Source organism: Micromonospora haikouensis, from assembly GCF_000876225.1.
Lineage (GTDB): Bacteria > Actinomycetota > Actinomycetes > Mycobacteriales > Micromonosporaceae > Micromonospora > Micromonospora haikouensis.
The window spans coordinates 877,898-895,852 of record NZ_JXSX01000003.1 but is presented as its reverse complement, the minus strand read 5'-3'; the positions used below and the strand labels follow the sequence as shown (position 1 = coordinate 895,852).

The window sequence follows — 17,955 nt, the reverse complement described above, 5'->3', positions numbered from 1 at the left end:
CTACCGGTGCCGGGAGTTCTGCTCGGGCACGGTCGCCGTGACGGCCGGCAGCACCACCGTGTCGTCGCTGCCGCGCTGCCCACCGGTCGGGGCCGGAGCCGCCCGACCGACGGCCGACGGCTGGCCGGCCCGGCGGCTGCGCGACAGCCACTCCAGCACCGCGACCAGCAGCACGGCCAGCAGCAGGCCGGCGCCGAGCACCGGGAGCACCAGGCCGACCAGCGCCTTCACCCGGGACACCGGCTGCACCTCGCCGACGCTGGTCACCTTCTCCGGGTCGGCGGCCTGGGACTGGGCGCGGGCCTGTTGCAGCCGCTGCCGGGCCGAGGCCAACGCGCTGGTGGCGCTGTCCCGTTGCGCGATCAGCGCCTGGTAGTCGGGCAGCTTCGGGCCGAGCCCGTCGAGCCGCTTCTGCCCGGCGCTGATCGACTCGGCGGCGGCGTTGGCCCCCCGGGCGTTGCCGACCGCCTGCATCTGCAACTGCTGCTGACGCAGGCTGGCGATCTCCTGGAGAGTCGACTGGTAGAGCTTGTCCGGCTGGCTGACCTTGTTGGTCTTCTCCCAGTCGTTGATCGCCCGGGTGGCGGTGGTCAGCTCGTCGGTGGCCGTCTTCACCTCGTCGGTGGCGATGCCGACCTGGCTGGCGAAGAGGAAGGCCAGGGCCCGCTTGCCGGTCGCGGCGAGCACCGGGTCGACCGTGGACCGGTCGGCGGCGGTGTAGGTCACGGTGAGCTGGCTGCTCGCGCCGACCTGCTTGACCGCCAGCCCGCCGCGCAGCGTGTCGGCGGGCACCCCGGTGTCGGCCGCCACCTGGTCGACCACCTGCGGGGAGGTCACCGCCGCGGCGAAGGCCGCCGCGAACTGGTTGGCCGCCTGGGTGCCGGTGTACTGCTGGGCCGCGCTGCCGCCGACCAGGGCGGGCGCGGCGACGTACGAGGTGGCCGCGTACTGCTGCGGGCCGAGCAGGACGACCAGCGCGGCCGCCGCCCCGGCCACCAGCGGAATGCCCACCAGCAGCCAGAGTCGACGCCGCGCGACCCGCAGATAGTCGACGATCTCCACCCTGCCGCTCCCCACTGCTCGTTGCTTCATCGGTTGTGCCACCCGGTGCCCGCCGGTCGGGGCGTCGCCAGCCGGGTCGGCTCGGCCGGTAGCCCCCGGGCGACCGCGCCGGCTGCCGCGGCGAACGCCGCGAAGTACCACAGGGTGACCACGTTCGAGATCACGTTGGACGCCGCGCTGACCGCGACGAAGGCGACCGCGCAGCCCAGGAACCCGATCGCGATCCCCCGGCCGAGGCTCCCCGGTGGGGCCCGGCGCAGCGCGTTCAGCCCGGTGTGCAGACACAGCGCCAGCATCGCCAGGTACGCCAGCAGCCCGGCCAGCCCGGTCTCCACGTACGCGCGCAGGAAGTCGTTGTGTGGCTTCTTCGCCTCGTCGGCCTCGAACTTGGTCATGTTGGGGCCGATCCCGGTGACCGGGTTGCGGTTGGCCAGCGACACGATCTCCGACCAGTAGCCGACCCGCCAGGCGAGGGTGTTGCCGGTCGGGCCGCCGCCCACGGCGGTGCTGTCGGCGAGCTGCCCGAAGCGGTGCGCCACGCTCGGCAGCAGGGCCACCCCGGCCACCGCGACCAGGCAGAGCGCCACCAGCATCCGCCGGCTGCGGTGCAGCACCGCCACCACCAGCAGGCCCAGCCCCGCGCCGAGGATCGCGCTGCGGGTGTTGGTGAGCAGCAGGAACAGCAGCGACGCGGCGAGCAACGCGCCGAGGCCGAGCCGGAGCCGGCGGCTCAGGTAGCGGAAGATGCCGAACCCGAAGATCACCATGAACATCAGGTAGCGGCCGAAGGTGGTGGACTGGCCGAACGGCCCGCTGATCCGGGTGAAGCCCCCCTTGACCTCGGCCGGTGGGTGGCCGAGCAGGGACAGCACGACGGTGTAGCCGACCGCCAGCGCCAGCGAGGCGTACGCGGCGAGCAGCACCCGGCGGACCGCCGGCAGGTCCGGCATCAGTTGCTCCAGGACCACGAACATCACCACCACGGTGCCGATCCGCAGCGCCTCCAGGGCACTGGGCACCGGCTGGGCGGCCCCCGCCGCGCTGACCAGGGAGGTGGCCCCGACCAGCAGCATCGCCACGCCGAGCGGCGAGCCGCGCAGCCGGCCCCGCTGGCGCAGCTGGGCGGCGAGCCAGAGGCCGGCGGCGAGCAGGAACAGCACCGCGAGGATCGTCGACGGGTCCATCGCCCGGGTCGCCGCCGCGCCGTCGGCCCGGCCGGCCGTCGGGCCGCTGAGCTTGAACAGGTCGACGCAGGAGCGGACCGCCAGCATCAGCAGCACGTACGCCGCGAACCGGGTCAGCGCGAGCACGCCGACGGCCAGCCCGGCGAGGACCGCCAGGGGCAGCACCGCGCCGACCCGGCCACCACCGGTGGCGGCCAACCCGACGGCGACCGCCGCCACGGCGCAGAGCAGGGCCGCGCCGACGGTCAGCAGGCGGGCGGTCGGATCACCGGCGGCCCACCGGCGCCGCCCGCCCTCGGGCAGGGCGAGGTCACCCTCCGTGCCGTGTCGCTGTCCGTCCACCGCTCGCCGACCACTCGTTTCCAGGGAACTGTTGCCGGTCGCCGCCGACGGCCGGAAGGACGGCCTAATCTAACGGTCGCCGAGGTCGGGGGACATGGGCCGTTACGCCGACCGTGGGCGACCCAACGTCCGGTTCCCCCCGGCGGGGGGCGCGCAGAGCCAGCGAGAAGTAGAGTTCCTCCAGCTCACGGGCGGCGGCATCCCAGCTGTACTCGGCGAGCACCCGGTCCCGCAGCAGCGCGGCGCCGGCCCGTTCGGCAGGCAGGTCGGCGGTCACCGTGTGCAACGCGCGGCGCAGGTCGTCGACGTCGCCGTCGCGGAACAGCCGCTGCCCCGGGCCGTCGCGGTCGAGCATCTCGCGGTGGGGTTCGATGTCGCTGGCCACCACCGGCAGGCCGTACGAGGCGGCCTCCAGCACGGTCAGCGGCAGCCCCTCCAGGCGGGACGGCTGCACGAAGGCCGCCGCGTGCGAGTACAGCTCGGCCAGCACGTCGCCGTAGACGAAGTCGGTGAACACGATGCGCGGGTCGTCACCGGCGGCGGCGCGGAGCTGGGCGACGTACCCGTCGGTGAAGGAGGAACCGCCGACGATGGCCAGCCGCAGGTCGGTCGGCAGCTGACGGAACGCCCGCACGAGCAGGTCGGCGGCCTTCTCCGGGACGAGCCGGCCGACCAGCAGCAGATAGTTGCCGGGGCGCAGGCCGAACCGGGACAGTTCCCGGGGCGGCAGGTGGGTGGGGGCGACCACCCCGTTGGGAATGTAGCGGGCGGGCCGGCCGAACCGGCTGGCGTAGTGCGCGGCCAGGCCCCGCGAGACGGTCACCCGGGCGTCGGGCAGGTGCCCGCTGAGCCGGTACGCGGTGCCGAGCACGGTCCGCGCCGCCCGGCCCCACTTGTCGCGCTGGTTGTCCAGCCCGTGCACGGTGAGCACCACCCGGGCCCGGGAGGCGTACCGGGCCAGCGGCGCGGTCAGCACCGGGCCGAGGCCGTGGTAATGCACGATGTCGGGGCGCTCGGTCAGCGCCGCCACGGTGGAGGTGGCCGAGTGCACGATGGCGTCGAGGTGCTTGCTGGGCACGGTGCGGGCCCGCCGTAACCGGATGCCCCGGTGCCGGGTCTCCTCGACCGCGCCGTAGCTGTCCCGGCAGTAGACGGTCACCTCGTGGCCGAGGCCGGCCAGCCGGCTGGCCATCTCCTCGACGTGCCGTTCGATCCCCCCGTAGGTGGCCGGCACGCCCTTCTGGCCGATCATCGCCACCCGCAGGGGACGCCAGCCCGGCGGGCAGGTCACGCTCGGCCCCGGGCGGTCGGGGCGGGGCTGTCCCCCTCGGTCGGCGGCATCGTTACGGAACGGCACGGTCCCCCCTCGTTTTCGCTGCGTGCCGGGGCGGGGCGTGGCCCCCGGGCGCACGGGACGCTAGATCATCGACGATCGGCCGGCTACTGGCCGGTCAGTCAGACCTGGCCGGCCACCGTCGCCACCGGCCGGGTCGGGCACCTGCGGTGCCGCCCGGCAGGGTGCCGGTGGCCGCCCCGGTGCCGGTGCGACGCCGGGAGGACGGATACTCCGTCCTCCCGGCGTCCGGGCGGTGACGTCAGGAGGTCGGGCCGCCGAACTCCACCCAGTTGAGGTTGAACAGGCTGGTCGTGGGTCCGCCGGAGACGGGCTTGAAGACCAGGTAGAGCGCGTGCGTGCCGGCCGCCTGGCTGACCGGGAAGGTCTGGCTGGCCCAGGCGCTGGTGCCGGTGGTCGCGTTGAGCGTCGCGCTGGTCACCAGCTCACCGGTCGGCGAGTCGAGCCGCAGCTCGACGATGCCGCGCGGGGTTCCGGCGGTGGCCGTGGAGCCACCGGCGTACCGGAAGGTGATCTTGTCGATCCCGCCCAGGTTGATCGGGTCGAGCGCGATGTGGTCGCCGTTGTCGATGCCGGCCACGTGCTGGCCGCCTCCGGCGTCGGTGGTGTTCGCCAGGGTGACGCCCTGCTGCACCTGGGCGAACTCGGCCTGCTGCCGGAAGGTCTGCAGGACCACCTGGTCGAGGGAGGACAGCGCCGGCTGGCCGTTGGCGCCCTTGTCGGTGTAGGTGGCGCTGATCGCGCCGTACAGGTAGCCGCCGGCGTGGTCGGCGCCGTCGGCCGGGGTCTCGAAGGAGCCGGAGCAGCCGTTGGCGTCACTCATGCCGTGGCCGTGGGTGTCGTGGCCCAGCACGAACGAGACCGTGACCCGGCTGCAGTCGATCGGGCCGTCCTCGGGGTCGGTCACGGTGACCGTCCACGGCACGGTGTCACCCCAGTTGAAGAAGGTGCCCGACAGCGGCGAGGTGACCTTCACGGTGGGCGCGGTGTTGCCCACCGTGATCTCGCGGGTGAGCACCGCCGTCTTGCCGCTGGAGTCGGTGACCGTCAGCTTGGCGGTGAAGACCCCGTTGGTGGTGTAGGTGTGCGACGCGTCCCGCTGGGTCGAGTCGGTGGTGCCGTTGCCGTCGAAGTCCCAGGCGTAGGTGATGGTCTCACCCGGGTCCGCGTCGTAGGAGCCCTCGGCGGAGAACTGCACGGTCAGCGGCGCCTGGCCGGAGGTCGGGCTGGCCGACAGCTCGGCCACCGGCGCCCGGGTGCCCTTGGCGTAGCGGATCACCGACAGCGCGGCGTCCGGATTGGCCCGGAAGAAGCCGTCGCCGTACTCCAGCACGTAGAGGTTGCCGTCCGGGCCGAACTCCATGTCCATCGGGTTGTCGAAGACGAAGCCCGGCAGGAACTGCTCCACCCCGACCAGCTTGCCGCTGCCGTTGGTGCGCATCATGAAGATCTTGTCCCGGGTGAACTCCCCGAAGACCACCGCGTCGTGGTAGTACTCCGGGAACTTGGTCTCGGAGGCCAGCGCGGCGTCGTACTTGTAGACCGGGCCGCCCATCGGGCCGACGCCACCGGTGCCGAGCACCGGCCACTTGAACTCACACGTGCCGGGCGGGGTGGCCAGGTACGCCTCGGCGCAGGTGGTGGTGGCCCGGAAGGTGTAGTTGAGCTGCGGGTCCTGCACCGGCGGGAGGACCTGCCGGCCGGTGTTGCGCGGCGAGTCGTTCACCGGCGCGGCGCAGTTGAACGCGCCCTTGGACTGCTTGGTGACGAAGTCGTAGTCGATGTACGGCAGCGTCGGCGAGTAGCAGTACGGCCAGCCGAAGTTGCCGGCCTTGTTGGTGGCGATCCACCGGCCGGTGCCCTCCGGCCCCCGGGCCGGGTTCGGCACCTGCGAGTCCGGCGAGTAGTCGCCGATGTAGACGAAGCCACGGGAGTCGACGTCGAAACGGAACGGGTTGCGCAGACCCATCAGGAAGATCTCCGGGCGGGTCTTGTTGTCCCGGTCCTCGGACTCGGGGAAGAGGTTGCCGGCCGGGATGCTGTACGACCCGTCCGCCTTCACCTTGATCCGCAGCACCTTGCCCCGCAGGTCGTTGGTGTTGCCGGCGGACCGCTGGGCGTCGTAGCCCGGCCCCTGGGTCGGCGACTCGTTGATCGGGGTGAAGCCGTCCGAGCCACCGGCGTTGGTGTCGTCACCGGTGACCAGGTAGAGCAGCCCCTTGCCGTCGAACTTGACCTCACCGGCGACGTGGCAGCAGATGCCCCGGTCGGTGTCGACCTTCATGATCTTCTGCTCGCTGGCCAGGTCCAGGTGCGGGGTCGGCTCCTCCACGAACTTGAACCGGGAGAGCTGGTTGTGGCCCTTGTAGACGTCCCACGCGGTCGGGTCGGTGCTGGTCGCCGGCGCGTCCGTGGTGGGCGTGTCGAGCTTCGGCGCGTAGTAGGCGTACACCCACTTGTCGGTGGCGAAGTCCGGGCCGATGGTGACCGACTGGAGGCCGTCCTCGTCGTGCTGGTAGACGGGGATGGTGGTGATCACCGGGCTGGCGCCGGTCTTCGGGTCGTACAGCCGGATCTCACCGGCCCGGGTGTTGTGCAGCACCCGACCGTCGGGCAGCACCGACAGGGTCATCGGCTCGCCCGGCTCGTCGTTGAGGATGACCTTCTCGTAGTTGGCCTTGACCGTCGCCCCGCAGTCCCCCTCGACGATGCCGGCCGACCACTGGATCGCGCCGAGCAGGTGCTTGCGGAACGCGCCGTTGGCGTACGTGTCGGCGGAGTCGCCGAGCCCGGTGTAGAACGACCGGCCGCCCTGGAAGTCCTTGCACCAGGAGATCGGGTGGTCGTAGCCCATGGTGCCGCCGGTGAACGTCTTCTCGTCGACCGTGGCCAGCACGTGCGCGGTGCCCCGGACGTTGGTGGTGAAGTTGTACCACTGGTCGTTCAGGCTGATCTGCCGGGCGAGCGGCTTGCTCGCCGGGTGCGCCCGGTCGGCCACGTCGATGCTCGCCGGCCCGCTCGGCGCGGTGCCGGCGGCGGTGGTGCCGACGATGTCGCGGTAGAACGTCCACGACGGTTCCGCCTCGACCGCGGCGTGCACGCCGAGGTAGCCACCACCGCTGCGGATGTAGCGCTCGAAGGCCGCCTCCTGGTTGCTGTCGAGCACGTCGCCGGTGGTGTTGAGGAAGACGACCGCGCCGTAGCTGGCCAGGTTGTCGTCGGAGAACGCGGTCGAGTTCTGGGTGACGTCGACGGTGAAGCCGTTGCCGTTGCCCAGGGTGCGGATCGCGTTGACGCCCTTGTCGATCGACGGGTGACGCTCACCGTCGGTCTTGGTGAACACCAGGACGCTGGTCTTGTCCTGGGCCGGCTGGGCCAACGCCGGGGCGGCCGCGGCGAGCGGGACGACGATCCCGACCCCTGCGATCGCGGCGAGCCATCGGTGTACCGATCTTGCCATCTGGTTCCTCCGGTGGGGGGACGATGTGCTGCCTGCTCCGGGCGGGTCGCCGGGGCCACCCGGGTGGTATGTGCTGCGTTTCGCTCTCCGGTGGGGACGGGACGACGCCGTCCCGATCCCGTGCGGTTCGCCGACCGGGAGCTGCGTGCGGCCTGGGCCCGTGCCGGGGGCGCGCGGCAGCGCGGCCCGGGGTCACGGGTCGGAAGAGGTGACGGGCTACGGGGGGCGGCGCGCCGGTCGTCGTCCGGGGCCGCCGGGCGGCGCGGACGGTCGGGGCGGGCCCCGGGAGAGGTGGCGGTCACGTCGGGGGGACGCGACCGCCACCTGGGTGCCGGCGGCGGTGCGGCCGGGCGGTGCCCAGCTACGGCCGGCGGACGGATCAGTCCTTGTTGTAGATGGTCAGGTCGGCCATGTTGGCGTAGCTGAGCCGGGCGAAGTCCAGCGACTGGCCCGGGTTGGCGGCGCCGCCGGGGGCGGTGTCCATCTCCCAGTTGGCGTGGTGGAAGTCGGACTCGCCGATGGTCTGGAAGAACTGCTGGAAGTTGATGTCGCCCTCACCGAGCGGGATCATCTCGTAGCCGTTGGGCAGCGCGGTGTTGCGGTTGCCGTCCTTGGCGTGGAACAGCGGGAACCGCTTGGTCCGCCGGGCCACGTTCAGGATCGGGTCGAACAGCGAGGTCTTCTCCTGGCCAGCCGAGTTGATGTACTTGGTGTGCTTGTGCCGGGCCACGTACGCCCAGTAGATGTCGCACTCGAAGAAGACGTACTTCGGGTCGGTCTTGGCGAAGAAGTACTCCAGCCGGCGCACGCCGGAGGAGCGGGTGGGCTTGCCGTTGGCGTCCAGCGGGCCGCTGTCGAGCAGGAACGAGTAGGCCACGTCGTGGTTGTGGGTGTAGAGGCGCATCTTGCGCTCCTTGGCCTGCCGGCCGAGCTCGTTCCACAGGTCGGCCGCGGCGTCCCAGTCGGACTGGTAGGCGCTGTTGGTCGGGTCGCTGCCGGTGCCGATGTTCTTCATGCCGAGTTCCTCGGCGATGTCCAGCTGCTGCTGGAACGTGTCCGCCCGGATCGACGTGTGGGTGCCGTTGGCGACCAGCCCGTTGTCGTCCAGGATCTTGCGGATCTCCGTCGGGGTGATCTGCCGGCCCAGGATCGAGGTGTGCTGGTTGTAGCCGGCGAACTCGATCTCCTTGTAGCCCATCTCGGCCAGGCTGGCGAGCACCCGCTCGAAGCCGTAGGGCACGCCGCTGTCGTCCGGGGCGGCGGAGATCCGGTCCCGGACGCTGTAGAGGATGATGCCCCGGTTCTGCGCCGGGATGAGCGGGTCGACCCGCCACTTGCCGTCCGCGCGGGCGGGACCGTTGGTCTGGAGCACCGGCAGGCCGGCCGCGCCGAGCACGGCGGCGGCGCCGGCCGACGCGGCCAGCAGCCGACGGCGGGTGACCTGGGCGCGGTACTGGGGGTCGGCGGCCATGCGGCGCTGATCCTCGTTCACATTGTCCACCTTTCGAATGCGGCCCTGCGGACCGTGGAGACGTGCGAAGTCCTGCTAGGAGGGTCGAAGGACCTGCGCCGCCGAATACGCATGGCCCGGTAGATGGCTGGTCGATCAAGGGGTGATGTCAACCGTGTTACGTCCGTGAACCGGACACTAACCGTGGCCGGCGGCTAAAGATAGACCTCGAACGGAGAAACTTTTGTTCGTGTGAACAAAAGTTGCCGATGGTCGGCGGGGAGCGGCCGGACGGTCGCCCGCACCGGCCTCCCCCGTCGATCCACCGACCCCCACCAGCGCGAACACCGGCCGTGACGGGGGTCCGAGGACACGGGCACGCCGCAGGGCGCGGCGTCGACCTCCCGTCGGTTCGACGCCGCGCCCGCACGGGCCGGCGGGGGCCGGCCGTCATCACCCGGGGCGGCTACCCGGAGCCGGCCAGCACCAGTTCCCCGAGCCGCTGCTCCAGCGCCGCCGCGTCCAGCCCGCCGGGCCACCCGCGCAGCAACGCGCCGCCCTTGGCGACCAGCACGACGGCCGGCGGCTCCCGCACCGCGTACGACCGCCAGATCGTCTGCTGCTCGTCCACGACGACGGGATACTCCACCCGGTGCGCACGCAGGTAGTCCTGCAACTCGTCGGCCTGGTCGGCGCCCGCCACCCCGACGAAGACCACCCGGTCCCGGTAGCGGCGGGCGAGGTCGCTCAGCGCGTCCTGCCGGTCGACGCAGGTGGTGCACCAGGAGCTGAAGAAGGTGAACACCACGGGCCGGTCGGCCCAGAGCCGGGCGGCGGTGAGCGGGGTGCCGTCGGTCAGCCCACCGGTGAACGCGGGGGCGGCCGGCGCGGTGCCGGGCGCCGGGCGCAACGCCAGGTCGGCGGGGACCGGGCCGGGCAACGTCGACGCGCCGCCGGCGAGCGCCGGTGCGGGCTCGGCGGCCGGCCGGGCGGTGCAGCCGGCCAGCACCAGCACCGCCAGCAGCGGCGCGAGCAGCCGCCGCCTCACGCCGGCACCACCGCCACCAGCGCGGGGCCCTCGCTGGTGTCCGGGGTCAGGTCGAGCGCCGGCCGACCGGCCACCTCCAGCCGGTACCCGGCCCGCTGCGGCACCTGCACCGGCACCGCGAACTCGCAGTAGGTCGGCACCCGCTCCACCCCGAGGTCCTCGGCGAAGGCGGCCACCGCCGTGCCCGCCGGCAGCTTCCCGGTGACCAGGGCCGCCCCGTCGGGGTCGAGCACCCGGAACGGCGCCCGGTGGTGGAAGTACAGGTACGGGCCGGTGCCGGCGCAGTCCACGCCCTCGGCCCGGATGTTGATGTCGCGGACCAGCACCCGGACGGTGGTCGGGGTGACCGCCTCCGGTTCGGCGTCGGGGCCGCCGCAGCCGGCGGCGCCGGCCAGCAGCAGGACCGCCAGCGCGCCGACGCCGCTGCGGGCGCTCGTGGTCAGCCGCACGTGGTCTCCTCCCCACCCGTGCCGTGGGTCCGTGGCGGCCTGCGCCACCACGGACCCACGGCGTCGGTCGATTCCGGTCAGGACTTCTCCACCCGGCACTGCTTGGTCACCGTCTTCGACGGGTCGCTCTCCGAGGTCGCGGTGAGCTTGACGAAGCCGGTGTCCGCCGCGGCGGCGGTGGCCCCCACCGAAACCCGGACGGTGGTGGACTTGCCGAACTGGGCGGTGGCCAGCGGGTTGGGCAGCCAGGTCCGCCAGCCCTTGCCGGCCACCTCCGCCGAGAGCCGGTAGACGTCCGACTTCAGGTACGCGGTCGCGTTCTCCGGGTGCTGCTGCCCACCGGCGGAGTAGACGCCGCTGTTGGTCAGCTCGAACGAGCAGGTCACGCCCCGGTTGGTGGGCTTGCCGGTGCTGGTCACCTCGCCCTTGCCCAGGGTCACGCCGTGGCTGCTCGGCCCCCCGGTGCCGTCCAGCGACCGCACCGCCACCGTGTACGACAGCGAGCCGGCCGCGTCCCGCTTGAGGTCGATGATGTAGAAGTGCAGCCGGTTGGCCTCGTCGACGTACTCGTACTGGCTGCCGGTGTCCGCCCCGGCGTGGAACAGCGCGTCGGAGAGCTGCCGGTAGTCACCCATGGTGATCTTCTGCGGGGTGCCGTCCGGCCGGTAGAAATCGATCATGTCGATGTCCTGCGGGTTGGCGTCCACCACCCACTGGAACGGCGCGCTGTCGGCGTTCTTGGTCTTGCTCAGCAGCACGCCCCGGTCCGGGGTGAACGAGTCCGCGCCCATCCGGTCGACGACCTCGACCGTGTAGTTGTTGAAGTTCCCGCCGTCGCACAGCGGGTTCGTGGCGACCGTGCAGGCCGGCGAGAGGTCCTTGTTCAGTGCGATGTTCACCCCGGTCAGCCCCTTCGGGCCGGCGTCGACCGCACGGGCGGTCACCTGGGCGACAACCAGGCCCGAGGAGGCCAGCGCCTCCCGGGACAGCCGCAGCACGTGCTCCTCACCGAGCAGGCCGATCTTGAGCTTGTCCCGCACCGTGTGCAGCGACCCCATCGAACCGCCGTTGGTCGGCGGGATCTGCCAGCGGGTGTGCGGGCCGCCGGGTCCGTTGAACGAACCGCGCGACATCATGCTCCAGATGCCGGTGTACGCCCTGCGTAGCGGCTCGCCGTACGGGTTGTTGTAGTTGTCGCCGATGCCGAGCAGGTGGGTCAGCTCGTGGGCGTACACCCCCATGCCGGAGCTCTCCCCCTGGGTGGAGGAGCCGGAACCGGCGTTGGGCCACAACGTCGCCGCCGCCTTCCAGGAGGTCCACTCCACGTAGCGGGTCTTGGCCCAGTTCGGCAGGTTCGGGTCCGGCGGGCCCCAGGAATCCGGCACGTCCTCCTTGTTCTGGAAGATCATCTGCCCGAACTCCTGCCAGGTGGACGACTCGTCCTGCCCGGCGCTGAGGATGAAGACCAGCTCGTACTGGTCGGCGACCGCGTCACCGACCGCGGCCCGCCAGGCGCCCAGCCCGTCGGTACGGATGTTCTTGTTGCAGGTGTCCCCGCTCGGGCAGGCGCCGGGGTTGAAGCTGTTGTCCAGCCCGTACTGGTAGGACTTCGCCGGCATCTGGTAAGGCCCGAACCCGGCCAGGTCCACGCCGTAGCGCCCGTTGGAGTCCTGCATCCAGTACTCGTGCAGGGTGTGCCCCTTGTTCAGGGTGTTCGGGGTGTTGAGGAAGTCCTGGTAGAACTTCGGCACGTCGGCGCGGGGGATGTTGGCCGCGACCGACTGGGGGTTGCCGAAGACCGTCGAGCGGGCCCGCTGGGAAACCGCGAACGTCTGGTCGGGATAGTCGAGCGCGACCAGGGCGATCTTGAAGTTGCGGATCGAGCCCCGCACGCTCGGATCGGCCCAGTTCTTGCCGGGAACCGCCTGGTAGTCGTCCCAGGTCATGGTGTCGGGGTTCTGCCACGCCTGCGGGTCGAGGACCTGGAACGGCGCGGTGCCGCCGGCCGGGTTGGCCGGGGCCGCGGCGGCCTGCGTCGAGGCGGTCGCCACGAGCGTGCCGGCCAGGACCGCGGCCAGCACGCGACGCCGCAGTCGGGGGATGTTGCGGGGAGCACGGTGCACGGGTTCACCTCTCGTCGGGAGGGACGCGGCCGCCGGTGACCGGTGTCCCGAGGGGTGACTGCCGGGACAGCCGTGCACCGGGCCGCGCAGCGAATCTAGGAGGCCGGGCCGGGGCCGGTCACCGTGCAGATGTCGGCAGGTGAACCGGCGGCTTCCGACACCTGAAGGACCGGCAGCCGGTCGTGACCGGCCGGGCCCCGGCCCGGACCGACCGGCCCGGCCCGCCCCGGCACCGCCCGGAGCAGCCCGGACGGCTCAGCGGGGACGGCCGTCGGCAACCGGGTCGACGGTGACCGACAGGGCCCGGACCAGGTCCCGGCGCAGCCGGTCGGCGACCGGCGGCGGCAGCGGGCCGCGCGGCGGGCGGCACCGTCCACCGAACCGCCCGGCACAGTCCATCGCCAGCTTGATCGCCTGCACCGCCTCCGGCCGGGAGCCCCAGCCGAACGCCGGGTGCAGCTCGGCGTAGAGCGGCAACGCGCGGGCCAGGTCACCGGCGGCACAGAGGTCGTAGAGGCGCAGGGCCTGCCGGGGCAGCGCGTTGGACAGGCCGGCGACCCAGCCCCGGGCCCCGCACAACACGAGTTCCAGCAGCACGTCGTCCGCGCCGGCCAGCACGTCCACGTGCGGGCAGAGGTCCCTGATCCGGTGCACCCGTCGGACGTCACCGGAGAACTCCTCGACCGCGACGATCCCGTCGGTCTCCGCGACCCGGGCGAGCAGCTCCGGGGTGAGGTCCACCCGGGTGTCGTACGGGTCGTTGTGGGCCACCACCGGCAGGCCGACGGCGGTCACCTCCCGGTAGTGGGCGACCACGTCGGCGTCGCCGGCGGGGTAGCCGTCCGGGGGTGGGGCGAGCACCCCGTGCGCCCCGGCGGCGGCGGCCTGCTCCGCCCAGCGGCGGGACTGCCGGCTGCCGTACCCGCCGACGCCGGGCAGCACCGCGCAGCCGGGCGGCGCGGCCTGCACCGTCGCCCGCACCACGTCGGCCCGCTCGTCGTCGGACAGCGCCCGGTACTCCCCCACCGACGCGCACGGGGTCACCCCGTGACACCCCGCCTCGGCCAGCCAGCGCACGTGCTCCTGGAGCCGGTCGAAGTCGACGCCGAGGTCGTCGCGGAACGGTGTGGTGATGGCGACCAGCACCCCCCGCCAGGGCCTACCAGCTGTCACTCGGGCGTTCCCTCCTGCGCGCCGGTGGCCCGCTGCCCACCGCACCGGAACCCTACGATCGGCGATCACGGCGGCGCTTCGGACAATTGCCGGAACAGTCGCCATGGGGGCCGTCCTTTTGTCGGTAGATCCCCGGTGGACCTTGCGCCCGGGGCCACCGGCCGCAGATGGTAGGGCACCGGCTGTCGCACCCCTGCCGCGCAGCCAACCAGGGGAGATCCATGCACGGTGAGCTTCAACGCATAGTCGATGCCGTCGCCGCCCGGGTGGGGCGTCCCGCCCTCATCGAGGACCGGCGGCAGCGGGTGGTCGTCTACAGCGAACACGACGGGCCGATGGACGAGGTGCGCCGGATGTCGATCCTGCGCCGGCAGACCACCCCCGAGGTGATCGCCTGGTTCCGCCGGATGGGCGTGCTCACCGCCCGTGAGCCGGTGCGCACCCCGGCCGACGTCGACCTCGACCTGCTCCCCCGGGTCTGCGTGCCGATCTGGCACGACGACCTGCTGCTCGGGTTCGTCTGGTTCATCGACGACGACGGATCGATGACCGACGCCGACATCGCCACCGCGACCAGCGCCTTCACCGACCTGTCGCTGGCCCTCTACCGGGAGAACCTGCTCGGCGAGCTGGCCTCGCAGCGGGAGTCGGAGGCCACCCGGACGCTGCTGGTGGAGAGCCCGCAGGCCCGCGCGCACGCCGTCCGGGCGCTGCTGGAGGAGGGCACGGTCGCCGGTGACGGCCCCACCACCGCCGTGGTGGTCCAGCTCGTCCCCGCCGCCGGGCGGCACCCCGACGAGGTGGCCCGGATCGCGCTGGAGCAGGCGCTGGTGGCGACCCGGCGGTGGCTCGGCGTGCGGGAGTCGCTGCACATGGTCTGGCCCGACCACGGGGTGCTGCTGATCTGTGGCGGCCGGATCGCCGGCCAGCCCACCCTGGAGGCCGCCGCCGAGCATCTCGACGAGGCGCTGGGCCAGGCGACCCGGGGGCTGTCCTCGGTGGAACGGACGGTGACCGGGATCGGCCAGTCCCGCCCGGGGCTGGCCGACGCGGTGCAGTCCTACCGGGAGGCGGTGCAGGCGGCCCGGGTCGGGGTGCAGCTGCCGGCGCTCGGCCGGGTCGTCTCCTGGGCCGGCCTGGGCATCTACCGGGTGCTGTCCCAGCTCGACGGCCGGCACCTCGACATCGCCGGGGTGCACCCCGGGTTGGAGCGGCTACTGCACGACGACGCCCACCAGGTGCTGCTGGAGACCCTGGAGGCGTACCTTGACCTGGCCGGCAACGCCCACGCGACCGCCGAGAAGCTGCGGCTGCACCGGACCACCCTCTACTACCGGCTGCAACGGGTCGAGCAGCTCGCCGACACCGACCTCAAGGACGGCAACGAACGGTTGTGCCTGCACCTGGCGATGAAGCTCGGTCGGCTCGCCGGCCACTACCGGTCGGCGTCCTGACCGTCGCCGCCGGACCGGCCGTCCGGAGAGGACACCCGCGCCGCCGCGCTGTGACAGTCCGTGTCCGGCCGGACAGATCATTGACAGATCCGAGCGGGCACGGCCAGGATGGGCGCACCGATCGGCAACGCCCCCACGACCTACCGTAACCAGGCACGCCCCCCGCCCGTCACGCAGACCGGATCGGCGCCGGTCCGTCGCCTCCGCGCGTCCGGAGGACACCCCCCGTGTCCCCCGTCGTCGGCGGAGTGGACGTCGTGTTCGGTCGCCCACCGTCGCCCGACTGTCGGCGTCCGACCTCCCCGTTTCGCACACCCGCCCGACGGCGGGCGCTGCCGCGCGCCGTCGGCCGGTCTCGCACCCCCAGGAAAGGTGGCCCGAGATGTCCCGTTCCGCGTTCCCCCGCCGCTGGCGGCGGCTACCCGCCGCCACGGCTGCCGGCGTGGCGTTGCTGCTGCTCGCCGGCCCGGCGACCGCCGGCACCGCCGCCCCGCCCGACCGGGAGGCCGACGCCCCGGTCGCGCTCGAACGTTCCGCCGACGAGCAGGCCGACGTGGTGGAGGTGACGGTCGACGGCACCGCCCAACTCGACGCGCTGGTCGCCACCGGCGTCGACCTCGACCACCACGTCACTCCCACCGAGGCGGGCATCGTGGTGCACGCCGTGGTCACCCCGACCGAGGTCGCCGGGCTGAAGCGGATGGGCTACCGGGTCGGCGCCGTGCTGCACGACGCCGACGACTCCGCGCAGCGGATCAGCGAGCGGGACGCCACGATCGCCGCCCATCAGGCCGAGAACCGGGCGTACACGGCGACCCTGGAGCGCAGCGCCGCCACCTCCGACGTGAAGATCATCCGGGCCGACTACTACACCTCCGGCACCAACCAGGTGCTCTCGGTCGAGGCGAAGTGGGCCCAGGGGCAGACCTCCACCAGCACGCTGACCGTGGCCCGGGACAGCGGCCCCGGCACCGAGATCGGCTCCGGTGGCACCCAGAACATCTCCCGGTTCGTCGACGCCGGGGTCTACCTCTACCACCGGGGCGCCGCCGCCGTCACCGCCCGGCCGGAGCGCATCCAGATCACCAGCCCCTCCGGCGACGTGGCGGTCGCCGAGGTCAAGGAGTGGCTGCCGATCCCGGCCGACAGCCCGGAGGGACCCGGCTACCAGAAGGACTTCGTCACCAGCTACCTCACCCCGACCGAGCTGTACGACCGGATCAAGCGGCTGGCCGACGCCTACCCGCAGCTCGCCGAGGTGGTGAAGCTGCCCTACCAGACCAACGGGTACCGGCGTAAGGCGCAGGTCGTGCTCGGTGGGACCACCGCCACCCGGGTCGCGGTGGACTCGCTCGCCTGGGGGCACGAGGGCGGCAACGACATCACCGTCGAGCTGGCCGCCCCGGGCGCGGCCGACCAGCCGCTGTCGGTCACGGTGACCGGCAAGGCCATCCGGGTCAGCCTGGCCACCGACGCCGCCGGGGCGGTGACCAGCACCGCCGCCCAGGTCGCCGCAGCGCTGACGGCCGAGGCGGGTGCGCTGGTCACGGCGTACACCTATCGGGGGGACGCCGGCGCCGGGGTGGTCGCGCCGGTCGCGCCGACGCCGCTGTCGGACAACCTGAAGGCGCCGGCCGGGGTCTCCCGCGACCCGCACCCGGTGTACGCCATCCGGATCGGCAAGTACCGCGACGGCTCCCGCACCGGGGTGCTCGCGTACGCGCAGGAACACGCGCGGGAGTGGGTGCCGCCGCTGGTGACCATCGAGACCGCCGAGCGACTGCTGCGCAACCACGCCACCGACGAGAACACCAAGCAGCTGCTGCGCACCCTGGACATCTGGATCGTCCCGTCGATCAACCCGGACGGCGGGCACTACTCGTTCTACGACTACGCCTCCCAGCGCCGCAACATGACCAACCACTGTGCGCCGGGCGGTGCCACCGACGCGCTGGCCCGTAACTCGTGGGGCGTGGACAACAACCGCAACTACACCGAGTACAGCCTCTTCGACGGCTACTCGGGGGCGTCGGCGAGCTGCACCAGCGACACCTACGCCGGGCCGAGCGAGCTGTCCGAGCCGGAGAACCGCAACGTCGACTGGCTGGCCCAGCGGCCGAACATGAAGTTCTCGATGAACCTGCACTCCTCCGGCAACTACTTCATGTGGTCGCCGGGCGCGTACGCCACCCCGGGCCGGATCTCCGCGCCCCGGCCGACGCTGGCCGAGGAGTCGTTCTTCTGGGGCGCGTCGTCGCGCATCCTCACCGCGATCAAGCGGCACCGCAACATGGCGGTCACCCCGGCCCGGACCGGCCCGATCTCCGACGTGCTGTACTCGGCGGCCGGCAACTCCGGCGACATGCTCTGGTACAAGTACGGCATCTACGCCTGGAACTTCGAGGTCGGCACCAGCTTCCAGCCCACCTGGGAGGAGGCGCACCAGGAGACCATGGAGTTCAGCAACGGCCTGGTCGAGCTGCTGCGGGTGGCCCGGGACTACGACAAGGACAAGAAGCGCCCGACCAGCACCCTGTCGGTCACGCCGAGCGCCACCGAGGGCGCGGTCAGCGTCCGGTTCGACGTCAGCGAGCCGGCGGCGGTGTTCTACACCCTCGACGGCAGCCGGCCGACGTTCGAGTCCACCCTGTACGCCTCGGCGGGCATCCGGGAAGGGGCCGAGACGCTGACCGTCCCGACCGGCACCAAGATCCACTGGTTCTCGGTGGACGCGGCCGGCAACATCGAACGTAACTACCGACCGGACGAGGACAGCAAGACCTTCAACCGGGGCTGGGCGACGCTGCCCACCGGCTGAGGTCCCCAGCGCGCCAGCGGGGGTCCGCGCCGCCGGAC

At 72.5% G+C, this 17,955-nt stretch carries 11 protein-coding genes; 2 read left to right on the top strand and 9 right to left on the bottom strand.

The annotated features are described in order from the left end of the window. The 9 genes from TK50_RS25510 to TK50_RS25465 all read right to left on the bottom strand — a co-directional run bounded on the left by TK50_RS25510 (position 1) and on the right by TK50_RS25465 (position 13,645). On the bottom strand, positions 1-1,062 hold the full coding sequence (locus TK50_RS25510; RefSeq protein ID WP_043967774.1) for a Wzz/FepE/Etk N-terminal domain-containing protein: 1,062 nt from the start codon (positions 1,060-1,062) through the stop codon (positions 1-3). Positions 1,063-1,088: 26 nt separating this feature from the next. Next, the gene (locus tag TK50_RS25505) at positions 1,089-2,588 is read right to left on the bottom strand and encodes an O-antigen ligase family protein (protein ID WP_043967772.1); all 1,500 of its coding nucleotides are present in this window, start codon (positions 2,586-2,588) and stop codon (positions 1,089-1,091) included. Positions 2,589-2,652: 64 nt separating this feature from the next. Further along, positions 2,653-3,879 carry a glycosyltransferase family 4 protein gene (locus TK50_RS25500; protein ID WP_144420388.1) on the bottom strand — a complete coding sequence of 409 codons (1,227 nt, stop codon included), beginning with the start codon at positions 3,877-3,879 and terminating at the stop codon, positions 2,653-2,655. Between the two features lie 304 nt (positions 3,880-4,183). Next, the gene (locus tag TK50_RS25495; protein WP_052503911.1) at positions 4,184-7,402 is read right to left on the bottom strand and encodes a ThuA domain-containing protein; all 3,219 of its coding nucleotides are present in this window, start codon (positions 7,400-7,402) and stop codon (positions 4,184-4,186) included. Between the two features lie 379 nt (positions 7,403-7,781). Continuing rightward, the gene (locus tag TK50_RS25490; protein WP_241774115.1) at positions 7,782-8,894 is read right to left on the bottom strand and encodes a sugar phosphate isomerase/epimerase family protein; all 1,113 of its coding nucleotides are present in this window, start codon (positions 8,892-8,894) and stop codon (positions 7,782-7,784) included. Positions 8,895-9,318: 424 nt separating this feature from the next. Then, positions 9,319-9,900: a TlpA family protein disulfide reductase gene (locus TK50_RS32355; RefSeq protein WP_052503910.1), complete on the bottom strand. Its 582-nt coding sequence runs from the start codon at positions 9,898-9,900 to the stop codon at positions 9,319-9,321. Continuing rightward, positions 9,897-10,349, bottom strand: coding sequence for a hypothetical protein (locus tag TK50_RS25480; RefSeq protein ID WP_043967768.1), 453 nt, complete (start codon positions 10,347-10,349; stop codon positions 9,897-9,899). Before TK50_RS25480 ends, TK50_RS32355 begins: the two co-directional genes overlap by 4 nt. 77 nt (positions 10,350-10,426) lie before the next feature. Further along, the gene (locus TK50_RS25475) at positions 10,427-12,472 is read right to left on the bottom strand and encodes a M6 family metalloprotease domain-containing protein (protein ID WP_043967766.1); all 2,046 of its coding nucleotides are present in this window, start codon (positions 12,470-12,472) and stop codon (positions 10,427-10,429) included. Positions 12,473-12,727: 255 nt separating this feature from the next. Beyond that, complete coding sequence (locus TK50_RS25465; RefSeq protein WP_043967762.1) at positions 12,728-13,645, bottom strand: dihydrodipicolinate synthase family protein; 918 nt, start codon at positions 13,643-13,645, stop codon at positions 12,728-12,730. 221 nt (positions 13,646-13,866) lie between these two features. On the opposite strand from TK50_RS25465, the gene TK50_RS25460 reads away from it, so the two are divergent. Both TK50_RS25460 and TK50_RS25455 read left to right on the top strand, forming a co-directional pair. Further along, a complete protein-coding gene (locus TK50_RS25460) occupies positions 13,867-15,099 on the top strand; it encodes a PucR family transcriptional regulator (protein ID WP_141722336.1) in 1,233 nt (410 codons plus the stop codon). Between the two features lie 382 nt (positions 15,100-15,481). Further along, a complete protein-coding gene (locus TK50_RS25455; RefSeq protein WP_082106580.1) occupies positions 15,482-17,917 on the top strand; it encodes a M14 family metallopeptidase in 2,436 nt (811 codons plus the stop codon). The last annotated feature ends 38 nt before the right edge of the window (positions 17,918-17,955 follow it).

Coding starts and splice junctions, on each gene's coding strand:
- TK50_RS25495 (WP_052503911.1), bottom strand. CDS start 7,402: ATGGCAAGATCGGTACACCGATGGCTCGCCGCGATCGCAGGGGTCGGG.
- TK50_RS25460 (WP_141722336.1), top strand. CDS start 13,867: ATGCACGGTGAGCTTCAACGCATAGTCGATGCCGTCGCCGCCCGGGTG.
- TK50_RS25455 (WP_082106580.1), top strand. CDS start 15,482: ATGTCCCGTTCCGCGTTCCCCCGCCGCTGGCGGCGGCTACCCGCCGCC.